The 14,792-nt window shown below is 68.4% G+C and carries 14 protein-coding genes and 1 pseudogene; 3 read left to right on the plus strand and 12 right to left on the minus strand.

All coding sequences use genetic code 11. From position 1 onward, the window contains the following. Positions 1 to 138 precede the first annotated feature (138 nt). From AB0J42_RS00515 to AB0J42_RS00525, 3 genes and pseudogenes are all read left to right on the plus strand, one after another. Positions 139 to 960: an aminoglycoside phosphotransferase family protein gene (locus tag AB0J42_RS00515; RefSeq protein WP_364286628.1), complete on the plus strand. Its 822-nt coding sequence runs from the start codon at positions 139 to 141 to the stop codon at positions 958 to 960. A 63-nt stretch (positions 961 to 1,023) separates the two neighbouring features. Next, on the plus strand, positions 1,024 to 1,578 hold the full coding sequence (locus AB0J42_RS00520; protein ID WP_364286631.1) for an ATP-binding protein: 555 nt from the start codon (positions 1,024 to 1,026) through the stop codon (positions 1,576 to 1,578). Then, positions 1,578 to 1,963, plus strand: a pseudogene (locus tag AB0J42_RS00525) (alkyl sulfatase dimerization domain-containing protein); the annotation flags it as partial. The gene AB0J42_RS00520 and the pseudogene AB0J42_RS00525, both read left to right, overlap by 1 nt. 155 nt (positions 1,964 to 2,118) lie before the next feature. Here the strand turns inward: AB0J42_RS00525 and AB0J42_RS00530 are convergent. The 12 genes from AB0J42_RS00530 to AB0J42_RS00585 all read right to left on the minus strand — a co-directional run bounded on the left by AB0J42_RS00530 (position 2,119) and on the right by AB0J42_RS00585 (position 14,789). Next, positions 2,119 to 3,351, minus strand: coding sequence for an MFS transporter (locus tag AB0J42_RS00530; RefSeq protein WP_364286634.1), 1,233 nt, complete (start codon positions 3,349 to 3,351; stop codon positions 2,119 to 2,121). Between the two features lie 122 nt (positions 3,352 to 3,473). Then, positions 3,474 to 4,253, minus strand: a complete 780-nt coding sequence (locus AB0J42_RS00535) for an SDR family NAD(P)-dependent oxidoreductase (RefSeq protein ID WP_364286637.1) — start codon at positions 4,251 to 4,253, stop codon at positions 3,474 to 3,476. After that, complete coding sequence (locus tag AB0J42_RS00540) at positions 4,246 to 5,436, minus strand: glucose 1-dehydrogenase (RefSeq protein WP_364286640.1); 1,191 nt, start codon at positions 5,434 to 5,436, stop codon at positions 4,246 to 4,248. Before AB0J42_RS00540 ends, AB0J42_RS00535 begins: the two co-directional genes overlap by 8 nt. Positions 5,437 to 5,447: 11 nt before the next feature. Next, positions 5,448 to 7,859 carry a xanthine dehydrogenase family protein molybdopterin-binding subunit gene (locus AB0J42_RS00545; protein ID WP_364286643.1) on the minus strand — a complete coding sequence of 804 codons (2,412 nt, stop codon included), beginning with the start codon at positions 7,857 to 7,859 and terminating at the stop codon, positions 5,448 to 5,450. A 50-nt stretch (positions 7,860 to 7,909) separates the two neighbouring features. After that, complete coding sequence (locus tag AB0J42_RS00550) at positions 7,910 to 8,221, minus strand: hypothetical protein (protein ID WP_364286646.1); 312 nt, start codon at positions 8,219 to 8,221, stop codon at positions 7,910 to 7,912. Positions 8,222 to 8,238: 17 nt separating this feature from the next. Continuing rightward, positions 8,239 to 8,760 (minus strand): 3-phenylpropionate/cinnamic acid dioxygenase subunit beta, encoded by a 522-nt coding sequence (locus AB0J42_RS00555; protein ID WP_364286649.1) that lies wholly within the window; start codon positions 8,758 to 8,760, stop codon positions 8,239 to 8,241. A 1-nt stretch (position 8,761) separates the two neighbouring features. After that, positions 8,762 to 10,078: an aromatic ring-hydroxylating dioxygenase subunit alpha gene (locus AB0J42_RS00560; RefSeq protein WP_364286652.1), complete on the minus strand. Its 1,317-nt coding sequence runs from the start codon at positions 10,076 to 10,078 to the stop codon at positions 8,762 to 8,764. A 3-nt stretch (positions 10,079 to 10,081) separates the two neighbouring features. After that, a complete protein-coding gene (locus AB0J42_RS00565) occupies positions 10,082 to 11,224 on the minus strand; it encodes a dihydrodipicolinate synthase family protein (protein WP_364286655.1) in 1,143 nt (380 codons plus the stop codon). Positions 11,225 to 11,386: 162 nt separating this feature from the next. Continuing rightward, the gene (locus tag AB0J42_RS00570) at positions 11,387 to 12,088 is read right to left on the minus strand and encodes an ABC transporter ATP-binding protein (RefSeq protein WP_364286658.1); all 702 of its coding nucleotides are present in this window, start codon (positions 12,086 to 12,088) and stop codon (positions 11,387 to 11,389) included. Then, positions 12,089 to 12,871: an ABC transporter ATP-binding protein gene (locus tag AB0J42_RS00575; protein WP_364286661.1), complete on the minus strand. Its 783-nt coding sequence runs from the start codon at positions 12,869 to 12,871 to the stop codon at positions 12,089 to 12,091. Further along, positions 12,868 to 13,902 (minus strand): branched-chain amino acid ABC transporter permease, encoded by a 1,035-nt coding sequence (locus tag AB0J42_RS00580; protein WP_364286664.1) that lies wholly within the window; start codon positions 13,900 to 13,902, stop codon positions 12,868 to 12,870. Before AB0J42_RS00580 ends, AB0J42_RS00575 begins: the two co-directional genes overlap by 4 nt. Beyond that, a complete protein-coding gene (locus AB0J42_RS00585) occupies positions 13,899 to 14,789 on the minus strand; it encodes a branched-chain amino acid ABC transporter permease (RefSeq protein ID WP_364286667.1) in 891 nt (296 codons plus the stop codon). Before AB0J42_RS00585 ends, AB0J42_RS00580 begins: the two co-directional genes overlap by 4 nt. Positions 14,790 to 14,792 lie beyond the last annotated feature (3 nt).

Consider the following 14,792-nt stretch of genomic DNA (forward strand, 5'->3'; position numbering starts at 1 on the left):
CTGGCGCGATCGATTCCTCCTCTGCATCTGATGACGGCCGTGACGTGCGGTAGCCTCATGCCCTTCCCTTCCTCTCGGGAGGGCATACCTGGAGAACCACGTCCTCCAGCCCAGGGGCAGAAAGGGCGAAGCGACCGCATGGCCGACCGATTCAGCACCCATAACATCGAACTCGGCGACGACGTCGTAACCAAGCGATACGCGTCATGGGGTCGAGGAGAACCCCACCGGGAATGGGCCGCGCTGACGCTCTTGGCCGAATACGCACCCGGTCTTGCCCCCGCCCCGGTGGAAGCCGCGCTCGACGCCGATCCGCCCATGATCGTGATGACCAGGCTGCCCGGTCGTGTCCTGCGCGGCCAAGACGCCACTGACGAGCAGATCAGGGCGATGGCCGCTGCTTTGAACTGGCTGCACCAGGCCATCCCTACCCGGGTGGTGGAGACGGTCGAGCCCGCCCCGTGGAACCCTGCTCTAGCCGTGGACAAATACCGTGCATGGGCCGACAAGCAGCCCAACCTCGGCGAAGACCCCCTTGTGCGCAAGGCTTATCAAGCGGGAGCCGCCTGGCTGGCGTCCACGGACCCCGACAAGCTCGTGACAAACCCGCATCCGCCCGTCCTCGGGCTGGCAGACGGGAACCGCGCGAACTACCTGTGCGATGACCAGGAGTGCCGGGTGCGGCTCATCGACTGGGAAGACTCCGGCCGTAATGATCGCGCATTCGAGATCGGCGAGGTAGCCGAGCATATCTCTCGCGTCGACGGCCATCTCGACGGCGACGAGCTCCTGGCCCATCTCGACATCGCCCCCAATGAGGCCGAGCGGGTGCGGGGTTTTCGCCGCCTGATCGCGCTGGGCTGGTTTCTTCAGCTCGGCCCGGATGGACCGGCGACACCTCACAATCCGATCGGCACCACCGAACGCCAGGCCGAGCGAGTACTGCACCTGCTCGGCTGACGCTCTCAGCTCGCAGCCGCGCACACGGCTTGGCCGCCTCGGGACGATCGGCCTCTCCCCTCTTTGTCAGTCTGCTGTCAGACATGGGACGCGGCTGCACGGCCACTTGGCCGACCTCAAACTGAACTCCGCCCCACCGCGCTGCTCGAACTGCTGGACGCCGCCCGCCAGGAGAACCTGTCCGTCCTGGAAGCCCTGGAGCGGCTGCTGGGCCTGCAAGCCAGCGCCAGCGCAGCCCGCCGGGCCGACAACGACCTACGCTTCGCCAGCCTGCCCGCACCCTGGAGCCTTGAGGACTACGACTTGTCCGCCCAGCCCGGCTTGGAGGAAGCTGTCATCCGTGAGCTGGCCTCGTTGCGTTTCCTGGACGACGCCATCAACGTGATCTTCATCGGCAGCCCGGCGTCGGCAAGGCTACGCTCGCCATCGGCCTGGCCCACGCCAGCCAGTGCGCTTTCGACGCCCCGCACGGACAGGCCGCGCACGAAGGAGGCGATCACCAGGGCGTGGGTGCGGGTGACGCCGGTGTCGAACAGGCGGGCGGCGAACTTGTCGGTGGTGCCCCGCAGTTGGGGCGGGCGATGGTGGTCGGCACCCACAACCTGCACAACGTCCTGACCCTGCGCATGTTCAACCGCGGCATGACCGGCGACGAGATCGCCGAAGCCATCCAGCTGCCGCCCGCCCTGGAGCATGCCTGGCACGCCCACGGCTCCTACGGTTCGGTCAGCCATAACGTCGAGGCGATCTACCAGCGCTACCTCGGCTGGTTCGACGGCAACCCCGCCCACCTGTGGGAGCACCCGCCGGTCGAGCTGGCCCGCCGCTACGTCGAGCTTCTCGGCGGCATCTCCGCCGTCGTCGCCCTGGCCGACCGCTACCTCAACGAAGGCGACCTGCGTTTCGCCGCCACCCTGCTCAACCACGCCGTCTTCGCCGACCCCGGCGACTCCGCCGCCGTCTGCTGGCTCAGGCCTACACCCGCCTCAGCCACGGCGCCGAGAACGCCCTGCAGCGGCTGACCGCTGTCCTGGAGCAACCCACGCCGGACTTCGCCATCGTCACATCTTGATCAACACAGCAGTGCAGGGCGGCCAGTACGTGCGCGGGGGCGGCGGACAGCGAGTCCTCGCGAAGGGTCCCCGATGCGCCATAGCGTCACCTGATCGCCGCCGCCTCCGGGTGGGTGTAGCGGTCGCGGCCCGCCAGGAGCGCCACGTACACCTGCGCGAGCGCGAGTACGGCGACGAGCACGAGGACAGGCGTCCAGGTGCCGCTGTAGTCGGCGAGCCAGCCCGCGGCGACCGGGCCGATGGCGGCGAGCACGTACCCCACCGACAGGGCCATGCCCGACAGGCGGGTCGTGTGCAGATGCGTCCTGGTGCGCAGGCCGATGAGGGCGAGCGCGACGACGATGGCGCTCCCCGCGCTGATCCCCGCCAGGACGGCCCACACCACCGCCCAGCCCGGCACCCACAGCATGCCCGCCATCGCGGCCACCATCGGGACGCTGACCAGCACGCTGGCCGCCCGCTGGTCCGCCTTCCGGCCCATGACGGCGATCACCGCCAGCCCTGAGGCGATGCCGACGGCGTGGTAGAGGAAGAGGTGCCAGCCGGCCGTGCCCGCGTCCACCCCGTGTTCGGCTTCGATCGCGGGCAGCCAGGTGGCCAGCAGGTAGAACGTCGTGGACTGCAGTCCCATGAACAGCGTCACCTGCCACGCGGTGGCCGACTTCCACATCGGCCTGTCCCGCGGGGCGGCCTCCGTTTCGACGCTGAGAGCCGTGGGGGTGTACGAGTCGCGCATGCGCATCGCCCAGACCGCCGCCGCCACCAGCGCAAGACCGGCCCAGACCGCCAGCGACCAGCGCCAGCCGCCCCCGGTCGCGGCGGCGATCGGCACGGCGACGCCTGACGCCAGCGCCGCGAAACCCGTCATGACAGCCGTGTAGATGCCGGTGACGCGCGAGAGGTCGCCGGGATGGTCACGTTTCACGACTGCGGGGACGAGCACGTTGCCGACGGCGATCGCCCCGCCGACCACGACGGTTCCGGCCCACAGCCATGCGAGGCCCGGCAGCGAACGCAGGGCGGTACCGGCCGCCAGCGCCGCCATCGCCCACAAGATCACCGGGTCGGCGCCGAAGCGGCGGCTGAGCAGGTGGACGAGTGGCGACAGGAGCGCGAAGGCCAGCAGAGGCAGGGCGCCGAGGACGCCCAGCGCGGTGTTGCCCAGCCCGGCGTCAGCGCCGATCAGGTCGAGGACCGGCCCGACGGAGGTCAGGGCCGGACGCAGGCAACTGGCCACCAGCAGGACGGCGACGAGCTTGAGCGCAGCACGCCCGGCGGTAGCCGGGACCGTCGAACGGGCGGGGACGCCGGTCGTCATGAGGATTCTCCCAACCCTGCGATGCAGCCGCCGCCGTCCCGCGCATGCGCGAGCAGGCCAGCGCTGTTCAGCACGCGCAGGGACAGATGAGCTGATTGGTCATCGTACGTACCAGAGCATGGTTACGGCATGTGGGTGCCGCCGTTGACGTGGAGCGTCTGACCTGTCATGAACCCACTGCTGTCACCGAGGAGGAACATCACCGCGTCGGCCACGTCGCCGGCTTCGGCGACCCGGCCCAGCGGGGTGTTCGCCTCCCGCTGCCGGACGTCCTCGTCACTGAACAGGCCGGTGTTCAAGTCTGTCCTGGTGAAGCCCGGCGCCACCGCGTTGACACGGATGGCGTACGGTCCGAGCTCGCGCGCCACGGCCCGAACCAAGCCGAGCGCCCCGGCCTTGGCCGCGACGTAGTGCGCCTGGCGCAGCGGACCCAGCCCGGCGGCGACCGATGAGGCGATGTACACCAGCGACCCGCCCTGTCTCTGCCGGACCAGGATCCGGGCGGTCTCCCGGAGGCAGAGGAAACCTCCGGTGAGATGCACCTCCAGCATCTGCTCCCACTGCTCCCGGCTCATCTCCAGGAACGGCACCTGCCGGGCGATTCCGGCGGCCAGCACGGCGCCGTCCAGACGACCGAAACGCTCGCAGGCCGCCGTCGCGAGCCGCGCGCACTGGGACTCCTCGGTCACGTCGGTGACCACCGTGCAGGCCTCGGCACTCATGCTCTCGATCTCTGCGGCGGTCGCCGCGAGCCCTGCCTCGTCCCGGTCGGCAAGGGTCACCGTCGCGCCGTGCCGCGCCGCCTCGATGGCGCACGCCCTGCCGATGCCGTTGGCGGCGCCGGTCACGATGAAGCAGCGGCCGGCCAGCGACACCCCGGAGCCAGCGTCCTGCTCAGACACAGAGATAGCCGCCGTCCACGTAGACGACCTGCCCCGTCATGTAGGCAGACGCGCTGGAGGCGAGGAAGACGGCCACCCCGCCCAGCTCGTACGGCCGGCCGAACCGTCCCATGGGGATGTGGCTCAGCAGCCGGGACATGCGCTCCGGGTCCTCCTGCAGCGGTGCGGTCATGGGGGTGTCGATCATTCCCGGACCGATCGCGTTGACCCTGATGCCCTTGCCGGCCCACTCGAGAGCAAGGCTTTTGGTGAGCTGGACGACACCACCCTTACTCGCCGCGTAGCTCGCCGCCCAGGCGTTGCCGACGACCCCGTTGAGGGATGCGACGTTGATGATCGAGCCGCCGTCCTCCTGCTCACCCATCACCCGCGCCGCCGCCTGCGAGGTGAAGAACGTGGATTTCAGGTTCAGCGTCTGGATCGCGTCCCAGCTCGCCTCCGTGACGTCCAGGGCGGGGCCGCGAAGTGTGCCGCCGGCGGCGTTCACGAGGATGTCCAGCCGGCCGAACCGCTCGACGGTCTCCTGTACGAGGCGGCGGCAGGTGGCGGTGTCGGTCACGTCGCCCTCGAGCACCTCGACGTGGGTGCCACCGCACCGCACCTGCTCGGCGGATTCCGCCAGGGACGCCCTGTCCCTGCCCGCGATGGCGACGTGCGCGCCGGCCACCGCGAGCGCCGACGCGATCGCCGCCCCGATCCCCCGGGAGGCGCCGGTCACGAGCGCGACCCGCTGGACCAGTGGCCTGAACCGTTTCACGGTGTCGAACAGGTCCTTGTTCGGCAGGGCGCCGATCTTGTAGAGCGCGTCGACCGGATTCACGTGCACGATCTCTCCGCCGAGCAGCCCGTCCTCCGCGATGGGGAACTGCGCGAGCGAGGTGGTGCGGAACTGGCGGCCGGTCGGGGAGAAGGACCGCCACATCCCCTCGTGGGTCCGCCGGGTCACGATCTCGACGAAGACCGCCCGCTCCGAGACGTGATAGGTCTCCGACTCGTTCACGAAATCCGGAAACGACTGGAACATCGACGTGTAGAACTCGCCGATCTCCTTCTTGCCCCGCAGATCCAGGTCGTAGGCCGGGATCCGGTAGACGCAGTCGTCCGTGAAGGTCGCGAGCACGGCCTCGACGTCCCGCTCGTCCTCCGCGCGGAGATGCGCTTTCACCAGTTCCAGGGGGTCCATTGGCACCCTCCCTACCCAACCGGCCCGACGGGCCCGGACGACCCGGCCGACGTGATCGCGGCCCAGACGCGCTCGGGGGTCAGCGGCATGTCCAGATGTTCCACGCCGACCTGGCGCAGCGCGTCCATGACGGCGTTGACGACCGCGGGCGTCGAGCCGATGGCCCCGCTCTCGCCGATCCCCTTGACCCCGATGGGGTTGACGGGCGTCGGCGAAGAGACGCTCGCCGTACGGATTGCGGGCATCTGGCGCGCGTTCGGCACCGCGTAGTCCATCAGCGACGCGGTCATCGGCTGACCGTCGGGGGCGTAGACGATGCGTTCGTACAGCGCCTGGGCGATGCCCTGGGCGACCCCGCCGTGCACCTGTCCCTCGGCCACCAGCGGGTTGATCACCGTGCCACAGTCGTCCACGGCCACGAAGTCCGTGATCTCGATCTTTCCGGTTTCGCGATCAACCTCCACCACGCAGGCGTGCGTGCCCGAGGAGAACGTGTAGTTGGGCGGGTCGAAGTAGGCGATGGCGTCCAGCCCCGGATCCTCGCCGTCCGGCAGCGGCTTGGTCAGCATGAGCGCCTTGGCGGCCAGTTCGGCGAACGAGATCCTCGTCGAGGGCATGCCCTTGATCTGGAACCCGCCCGGCACCTGTTCGACATCCTCCTCGTCCGCCTCCAGCAGATACGCCATGCGGCGGCGCGCCTTCTCGATCACCTTCCGGCAGGCCATCAGGATCGCGGTTCCGCCGACCGCGGCGCTGCGCGAGCCGAAGGTGCCGAAGCCAAACGGCGACGTTTCCGTGTCCCCGTAGATGATCGCGATGTCGTCGTAGGGCAGCCCGAGGGCGTCGGCCGCGATCTGGGCGAACGTCGTCTCATGACCCTGGCCGTGGCCGCACGTGCCGAGCGAGATGGCCACCTTGCCGGATGGATGCACCTTGACGTGCGCGCTCTCCCACAGCCCCGGCGAGCCTTCGAGCGGGGCGAGGGCCGACGGTGTCACACCGCCGATCTCGACGTACGATCCGATGCCCACGCCGATGAGGCGGCCGTCTCCGGCGCCGGTCCGCTGCAGCTCGCGCACCGTCTGGTAACCGATCTCCGCCAGGGCCAGGTCCAGCGCCTTGGCGTAGTCGCCGCTGTCGTATTCGAGACCGGTGGGGGTGCGCCACGGCATCGCCTCGACCGGGACGTAGTTGCGCCGGCGCACCTCGGCCGGGTCCAGGCCCAGTTCCGCGGCCACCTCGTCGATGAGCCGCTCGGTGTAGTACGTGGCCTCGGGGCGTCCCGCGCCGCGGTAGGGCCCGGTCGGCGTGGTGTTGGTGAAGACGCCCACCACTTCCACGTCGATGCTGCCCATCCGGTAGCTCTGCGGCAGCAGCGGGCCGGTCCGGCCACTGATAGTGCCGTAGCTGTTCGGATAGAGGTAGGCGCCCATGTTGCCGAACACCCGGCCCCGCATAGCGGTGATCACACCGTCGTCGTCGAAGGCCACTTCGAGGTCGGCGACCTGGTCCCGGCCATGGGTGGTGGCCAGGAAGTGCTCGGTTCGATCCTCGACCCACTTCACCGGCCGGCCCACCGCCTTGGACGCGAACGCCACGACGGCCTCGTCCGGATACATCGGCTCCTTGGCTCCGAAGGCGCCTCCGACGTCGCCCGCGCTGACCCGGATCTTGTGCTCGGGCAGCCCCAGCACCTGGCCGTACATCAACCGGGAGTGGTGCGGCCGCTGGGTGCTGATCCAGATGTCCAGCGTCTCCTGATGGGGGTCGTAGGAGGCCAGCACACCCCGGGGTTCCATGACGAACGGCGCGACCCGATGGTTGACCAAGCGGCGCCGTAGCCGGTGGGGGGCCGCCTCGAACGCCGCCTCAGGCGTCCCGCCCTTGTACCTGGTGCGGAACGGGCAGTTGTCGGGAAACCCCTCGTGGAGCGCGGGGGCGCCCTCTGCCACGGCTTCCTCGACCAGGCAGACCGCGGGAAGCGGGTCATAGGCGACCTCGACCGCCTCGGCCCCGTCGGCCGCCGCCGCGGCCGACTCGGCGAGGACGACCGCGATGGGCTCACCGGCCCACCGCACGACGTCGTCGGTCAGCAGCTTCAGCGGTGGCAGCGGCGCGGGCGGGGCCGACTGCCCGGGAAGCTCGGCGCCGGGCTCCGGCGGGCGGCGGACCCACGGGATGGGTCGCACCTGGCCGCCGAGGTCCGCCGCGGTGAGCACCCGGACCACTCCGGGTACGGCCAGGGCCGGCTCGACGTCGACGCCGAGGATTCTGGCGTGGGCCTGGGAGGCACGGACGAAATGGGCGTGCAGTTGACCCGGGAGGTTCCGGTCGTCGAGGAACACCCCGCGCCCCGTCAGGAACCTCGGGTCCTCCCGTCGCCGGACGGCCTTCCCGACGTACCGTTCCGGTGCCTGTTGCATCTTCTGCCTCCGCCTTTTCACGGGCGACGGCGGCCCGGCGAGCCGAGCCGTCATCCCCCGGGCCTCCGACTGAGCATCTCGGTGAAGGTCTCCTTGGACTGGTAGCTGATGCAGTCCAGCTCCACGGCGTCCAGCTGGATCCGGCTACCGCGTCGCGGCGACCAGATGTCCAGCCGTACGCCGTTGCGCGTGCGTACGCGGGTCACCACCACGTCCGCGAACTCGTTGCTGATGACGATCGGGCCGTCCTGCCCTCCATCGCCCGGCACCTCGCCGAGCAGCGCGCCCTCAGCCGGCCATTCACCCACCTGGAACAGACCGCTGCCGGAGCCGTTCTCCACCGGGGCGTCGTCCTGGTCCACGGAACCCTCCTCGGACGTCAGATGAAAATCGACAAGTTGTGGGCGTTGATCAGCGACTGGTCGATCGCCGCCCATCGGTGGACGATCTGCCAGCTGTCCCCGGCGCGGCGCAGCAGATCCTTGCGCTGGGCGGAGAAGATGCTGGGGTTGGGTTCGTCGCCTCGGCTGCGGTACACCAGGCAGTTGGAGTGCACCCGGAATTCGTCCGCCTTGTCCGTTGGCTCCACCAGCACATTGGTGATGTAGTGCCGGGTGCGGGACGGCGGCTGCTCCGACCATGCGAAGTCGGTCTCCAGCCTCTCGACCCGGAACTCCAGCGTCTGCTTCGTGTCGTCGAAGATCCTGGATGTCGGGGAGAGCTCCCACTCGGCCAGCTTCTCGCGGGTCACCCGCACCGGGATCTCGTACCGCGCGTCCTCGGCGAAAGCCGACAGCCAGTCCCTGAAGCGCCGTTCGTCCAGCGCGAGCGACTCGAGGTAGAGGAAATCCCGAATCGAGTCGCGGATCTCGGGGGCGACCAGGGGAATCCGCAGCGCCACGTCACTCCCCTTCCATCATGTACCTGACCCAGGTCGACCAGAGGTTGCGGAAGTTGTCCTCGGTGACGTACGGCTCGACCGCGTATCCCGGCCCGGGGAAGTCCTTCAGCGGCTCCCTGTCGAGGCCCTGGATGTAGGGGAAGTCGACCCCCCGGGCCAGCGTGCTGCCGGTCATCTTGGTGACCTTGATCCAATTCTCGAAGTCGTCCTGCTCGAACGTGCCCGCCTGGCCGAAGGCCAGCGTGTACGCCTTGTAGGCCGCCTCCTTGTACTCCTGCGGCGCGTCCTTGGGCACCAGGCACCAGGACCACATCTCCATACGGCCCGGCCCCACCGGGTGGTACAGCCGCATGGTGCAGAAGCGGACGCCGGGATCTCCCGGCTCCAGGCTGAGCGGCTGGATCAGGAACGACAGGTTCGGGAAGACGTTCCCCACCGCTGTGCGGGTCTTCGAGAACAACTCCAGCTGCCCGGGCGACAGACTCTCGTGCATCTGCTTCACGAGTTCGTCCGGGTAGCCGAAGAACGGCGGCATCCCCGGAGTGTGGCCCAGGCCGATGCCATGCCCCTTGCCGGGGATGTGCACCGCCCAGCCCTTGCTGTGCGTGGCGCCTGAGGAGGCGAAGTAGCCGAGGTGGAAGCCGAACTGGTGCGCGACCGGGGTGTGGTAACCGTCGCCTGAGAAGTTCTCCGCGCAGATCTTCCAGTCGGTCTCGGCCACCCAGTGGTCCGGCGGGCCGTGCACCTCGCTGCCCCCGAGGCCCTGCTTGAGATAGATGTCGAGGTAGAACTGGAAGCCGCCGAGATAGTCGGCCAGGCTCTCGGCGTCGGGATCGAGCGTGCCGAAGATCAAGCCGCCGTAGCTGTCGATCCGAACCTTCACCAGGCCCCAGTCCTTGCGCTGCAGCTTGCGCTCGTAGGCCTCGTTGAAGTACGGCACGCCGATCAGCTCGCCGGAGTTCTTGTAGACCCACCCGTGGTAGGAGCACCGGAAATGGGATGCGTTCCCCATCTCGGACTTGCACATCATGTTGCCGCGGTGGCGGCACATGTTCAGGTGGGCGTGAATCTCACCCTTCTCATCCCTCGCGACGATGATGTTGTTATTCCCGATGTAACGGGTGACGTAGTCTCCTGGTCGCGGAATCTCCGACTCGTGCGCGAGGAAGCACCAGGCCTTGCCGAAAACCCTCTCGAGCTCCAGCTCGTAGATCTCCCGATCATTGAAGATCCGGGCGGGAACCCGGCCCTCCGGGACGCCTTCCCGCATCTCCCGCAGCATCTGTTCGACGCCTGCGCTGACACCAGGCATAGCCATCCGTCAGCCCTCCTCGGGATAGGTGTGCGTACGACCCAGACGGTCAGCAACCTCCTTGACCACCTGCCTATACCGAGCAATGTGATCCTTGGTGTCCTGAACATGCCTGTCCGGCACCAGATCCTCGGTATACGGCGGACGACACTTACCCACCCGGATGTAACCCGCCTCATTCACCCGGATCTTCTCCAACGGAATGTTGTACTTGGAAAACTCCATGAAGTCCTGACCCACCAAGAACGGCTCATGCGCCCACCGCAGCCGCTCCGTCAGCCACTTCGCGTCCTCGATACGCCCCTCACGCAACGCATCCCGCAACGCCAGCACCGGAGCCGGACCACACGCAGTCGTCGACGACCACGCCATCCCCACCAGCTCCTCCCCATACATCTCCCACGCCGGCAACCAATCCGTCTCGATCGGCATCAACGGAAAACACGTCCCCGTATGCGCCATATCGTTGTGATACCGGAACCCCACCGACGCCCCACCCGCATACTTCACCGCCACCACCTGCGGCAGCTCCACCAACGCCCGATACACACCACGCGGAATGACACCCCCGAACGCCGCCGTGTTGTCATACACCACGATCGCCAGCTCAGGCACCGCCTCAGCCACATCACGGTAGAACCGCTCCATGATCGGCCCCACCATGAACCCCCACATAGGCCGCCCCAGCAACGTCCCGGTCACCCCCAAATCCGCCAGGAACCGCATCCGCGCCACCGTGTCACGCGTGTTCAACGTCGTCGCCCCGATGAACACCGGAAAATCCGGATCCACCGCCCGCACCGTCTCGGCCACACACCCCGCGAACGCCTTCCACTCCTCCAGCGTCAGCGTCGCGCACTCCCCCAGCGTGCCGTTCAACGCGATCGCATCCACGCCATCGGCGATCAGCGTACGAACCATCCGCTCGGTCTCGGCCAGATCCACCGTGTCCACCGCGTCCACCCGCTCAGCCCCCGGCAGCGCCGGAGTAGGCGGATACGCCATGACACCACGCATGTCACGACCGGTCACCTTGGGAAACTTGCTCATCATGCCGTCCTTTGTCGAATCGAAAGGGATTCGGAAGAGATGGAGGAACGGGTGCGTCCGCCGGTTGGCGCCCGTGCGGACGACGCCCTCGAAATTCGCCATGCGGCTCCGGGTCGCCCAATCTGGAGCTCCGCCGGGGGATTCTTGCTGATATCGAAGGTATTCGGCAGGCCTGGTCCTGCGTATTACCCCTCCGGGTCAATTCAGGCCCGGGTCGATTCAGGCCGGGTCATTTCAGGTTCGGGTCGGTTCACGACGAACGGCTCAGCCCACGCCCAGCAGGTCTCGGACACGCCGGGCGTCCGAACGCAGGTCGCCGGGGTCGCCGCGGAAGGTGACCCGGCCCTTCGTCATGACGGCCACCTCCGTGGCCACCCTCAGGGCCAGGGCCAGGTTCTGCTCCACCAGCAGAATCGTGACGCCCTCGGCGGAGAGCGCCTCTACGACGTCTCCGACGAGGTTGACGATCGACGGCGCCAGGCCGTCTGAGGGTTCGTCCAGCAACAGCAGCCGGGGGTTCGTGACGAGCGCCCTGCCGATGGACAGCATTTCCTGCTCTCCCCCGGAAAGCTGGTCGCCCCGGTTGCGCCGCCTTTCGTGCAGCCGTGGGAAGAGGTCGTAGACGTCGGCCGGTTTCCACCGCCCTCCCCGCGACGATCTGGCGGCGATCGCGAGGTTCTCCTCGACCGTGAGGGGACCGAACACCCTCCGTCCCTGCGGCACCAGCGCCAGACCCGCCCGGGCGATCATGTGGGCCGGGCGGCCGAGCAACTCCTGCCCGTCGAAGAGGACGCTGCCCGTGCCGGGCAGCAGGCCCATCACGGTGTGCACGAAGGTCGTCTTGCCGACACCGTTACGCCCCAGCAGGCACAGGACCCCGCCTTCCGGCACCGAGAGGTCGACGCCGTCGAGCACCCGGGTACCGGGGTAGCCACCGGCCAGGTCCCGAACCGTCAGCATGCTCATCTACCCGCTCACCTCCGAGTCGTCGTGGACGAGGGCCTGCTCCGCGGGGGTGCCGAGATAGGTCTGCTGCACGAGCTCCGATGCGCGGATGTCGTCCGGGGATCCGTCGGCGATGACGGCGCCCAGGTGCAACACGGTGACGCGGTCCGCCAGGGTGAAGACGACGTCCAGGTCGTGTTCGATGATCAGCACGGTGATGTCCCGTGGAAGGGCTTCGACGATCTCCACGAAGCGGTCCGTCTCCGCGGCGGACATGCCGGCCGTGGGCTCGTCGAAGAGCAGGACCCTGGGCTCGACCGCCAGAGCCAGTGCCACCTCGAGCTGCCGTCGCTCTCCATGCGAGAGCAGGTCGGCGCGGACCTCCGCTCGGTCGAGCAGCCCGACCCGGTTCAGATGCGCCTGCGCCGCCTCGACGGCCTTCCGTGTATGCCGTCCGACCACTCTGGCCGGTCCGCCGTGCCGGCGCTCGGCGCCCAGCAGCACGTTCTGCAGCAGGCTCATCGAGCCGAAGACGCTTGATCGCTGGAAGGTCTTGGCCAGGCCGCGTCGCGCCCGCCTGTGGTCCGGCAGCCCGGTGACGTCCTCCCCGAAGAGGTGGACCCTTCCCGAGGTGGGCCGAATGGTCCCGGCGATCAGCGCGAACAGGGTCGACTTTCCCGCACCGTTCGGTCCGATGATCGCGTGGCGGGCCCCCTGCCGTACCTCGAGGCTGACGTCGTCCACGGCGACCACCGAGCCGTAACGTTTGCCGAGGCCGTCGAGCACGAGTGCGTGGTCTGTCACGCCGTCACCTTCTCTTCGATCTCGTCGTGAGCTCCGGCCGCTCGTCCCGGTGATCCGTCGTGGCCGGCCGCGGACCTTCTGGCGCGGCGGCCAATGCCTGCGAGGCCGCGGGGCAGCACGTATACGCCGATCACGAAGATCAGGCCCAGCGCCAGCGGCCCCTGTCCGCCCAGGTCCTGGCTCACGACGTCCTGCATCAACACGATGAGCGCGGCGGCCACGCAGGAGCCCCACATGGAACCGAGACCGCCCAGCGTCACCGCGAGCAGCATCAGACCGGCGAAGTGGAACGACATCTGCGCGGGCGCGATGAATCGCGGCAGCTGCGCCGTCATGATCCATCCCGCCGCACCGGCGACGCCGCCGGAGAAGATCCAGACCCCGTACTTGTACAGCGAGGTCGGGTAACCCAGTGCGCGCATGCGTGGCTCGTTGTCGCGGATCCCCCGCAGTGCCGAGCCGAAGGGTGAGCGGGTCACCAGCAACGTCAGCCCGGCGAACACGGCGAAGACGCCGAATGCCACCCAGTAGACGTAACCCGCTAGGGAGATGGGTGAGCCAGGGACCAGCTCCAGGGGGGCGCCGGCCGACAGTCCGTTGTCACCCTTGGTGACCGAACTCCACTGGACGGCCAGGATGTGCAGGAGCTCCCCGATGGCCAGCGACAGCATGAGGAAGAACGTCTTCGAGGCCCGTACGGCGATCCAACCGGTCAGCGCTGCCACGGCCGCGCCCATCACGACCCCGGCGAGCAACTGGATCATCCCGTTGTGCGTGAGGTGACGTGCCACCAGCACGCTCGCGTAGGCCCCGACGCCCGCGTAGGCGGCGTGGCAGAGGGTCAGCAGGCCGGTGTAGCCCGCCACCAGGTTGATGGACATGGCCAGCAGGGCGTAGGCGAGCACGCTGGTGAGGATCACGATGGTGTACAGGCTGGCGCCGAGCAGCGGGGCCAGGGCCAGTACGACGAGGACCACGCCACTGACGAGCGCCGTCCTGCGTTCGAGGACCAGGGTCAACGCCGCGCTCATCGCTCCACCGCCGCCACCGTCGGGAACAGGCCTTGCGGGCGGAACGTGATGACCAGTGCCATGGCCCCGAACAAGAGGAACGACCCGATCTCGGGCATCAGTATGACGCCGAGGTTCTGCACCAGGCCGATCAGCAGGGAGGCGACGAGAGTGCCCACCACGGATCCCAGTCCTCCAATAACGATCACGACGAGGGCGAGGAGGAGGGTCTCGTCGCCCAATCCGGAGGTGACCCCTTTGATGGGGCCGGAGAGAACGCCGCCCGTCACGGCGAGCACCGTCGCCAGGACGAACGTGACCGCGCTCACCTTGCGGACGTCGATCCCGATCGCCTTGACCATGTCGCTGTCGGCGACCGTGGCCCGGACCAGTGCGCCGGCCGAGGTGCGCTCGAAGACGTACCAGACGACCGCCGCCACGAACGCACCGAAGACGATGACCGCGAGCCGGTAGACCGGGTATTTCGCGTCGAAGATCTCGACGGAGCCGGCGAGCTCCGGAGGTGCGGCCATCGCGTGGTCGTTGCGGCCGAAGAACAGCAGCAACAGCTCACCGATCACCAGAGCGAGACCGAGGGTGAGCAGCGCCTGATCCAGGTGACCACGGCTGAGCAGGGGACGGGTCAGCAGCATCAACCCGACGCCGATCAGCGCGCCCAGGACCACGGCCACGAGGAGCGCGAGGAGGAAGCTTCCCCACGTGGCCGTGGTCTCGCCCGCGACCCGGTAGCCGACATAGGAGCCGATCAGGAAGAACGCCCCATGAGCGAGGTTGAGCACATCCAGGAGCCCGAAGACGATGCTCAGCCCGACCGCCATCATGAACAGCAGCAGCCCCATGGCTACGCCGTTGAGGATCACGCCGGAGTTGTCAGCCAGCCAGCCCAAGGG

Source organism: Nonomuraea sp. NPDC049649, assembly GCF_040675175.1.
In the GTDB taxonomy this organism is placed as follows: domain Bacteria; phylum Actinomycetota; class Actinomycetes; order Streptosporangiales; family Streptosporangiaceae; genus Nonomuraea.

What these genes read in the sequence shown, in the direction of transcription:
- AB0J42_RS00540 (WP_364286640.1), bottom strand. Translation starts at nt 5,436, where the DNA reads ATGGACCCCCTGGAACTGGTGAAAGCGCATCTCCGCGCGGAGGACGAG.
- AB0J42_RS00580 (WP_364286664.1), bottom strand. Translation starts at nt 13,902, where the DNA reads ATGAGCGCGGCGTTGACCCTGGTCCTCGAACGCAGGACGGCGCTCGTC.
- AB0J42_RS00570 (WP_364286658.1), bottom strand. Translation starts at nt 12,088, where the DNA reads ATGAGCATGCTGACGGTTCGGGACCTGGCCGGTGGCTACCCCGGTACC.
- AB0J42_RS00565 (WP_364286655.1), bottom strand. Translation starts at nt 11,224, where the DNA reads ATGGCGAATTTCGAGGGCGTCGTCCGCACGGGCGCCAACCGGCGGACG.
- AB0J42_RS00545 (WP_364286643.1), bottom strand. Translation starts at nt 7,859, where the DNA reads ATGCAACAGGCACCGGAACGGTACGTCGGGAAGGCCGTCCGGCGACGG.
- AB0J42_RS00515 (WP_364286628.1), top strand. Translation starts at nt 139, where the DNA reads ATGGCCGACCGATTCAGCACCCATAACATCGAACTCGGCGACGACGTC.
- AB0J42_RS00560 (WP_364286652.1), bottom strand. Translation starts at nt 10,078, where the DNA reads ATGGCTATGCCTGGTGTCAGCGCAGGCGTCGAACAGATGCTGCGGGAG.
- AB0J42_RS00530 (WP_364286634.1), bottom strand. Translation starts at nt 3,351, where the DNA reads ATGACGACCGGCGTCCCCGCCCGTTCGACGGTCCCGGCTACCGCCGGG.